Origin of the sequence: Deinococcus pimensis DSM 21231 (genome assembly GCF_000519345.1) — a bacterium.
In the GTDB taxonomy this organism is placed as follows: domain Bacteria; phylum Deinococcota; class Deinococci; order Deinococcales; family Deinococcaceae; genus Deinococcus_A; species Deinococcus_A pimensis.
The window spans coordinates 5,779-6,136 of sequence record NZ_KI912648.1 but is presented as its reverse complement, the minus strand read 5'-3'; positions in this window follow the sequence as shown (position 1 = coordinate 6,136).

Here is a 358-nt window from a genome sequence, read left to right as displayed (position 1 = left end):
CGGCGGCGGGGTCGTCGCTGTGGCTGTCCACCGCGACGAGCTGCCCGGCGAGGCCGAGCGCGGAGACGATCTCGGTGTTGGAGGGGGTGAGGGAGGCGAGACGCACGGTCCTCACGATACGCCCCGGCGGGTGGACGCGCCATGAAGGGGGACTGAAACAAAGCGCGCGGGGAGCGCGACAAACGCCCCGTGACACGTGTGATAGGCTCGCCCCATGAGAACGTTCGCGGTATCGATGACGGCATTGATGGCGCTGCTGCTGGGCGGTGGGTTCGTGGCCTACCGCGCCGGCGTGGCGGAACCGCCCAAGGCGGAGGAGCGGGGCAGCGCGGCGGCGCGCAACCCGGACGGTCCGAAC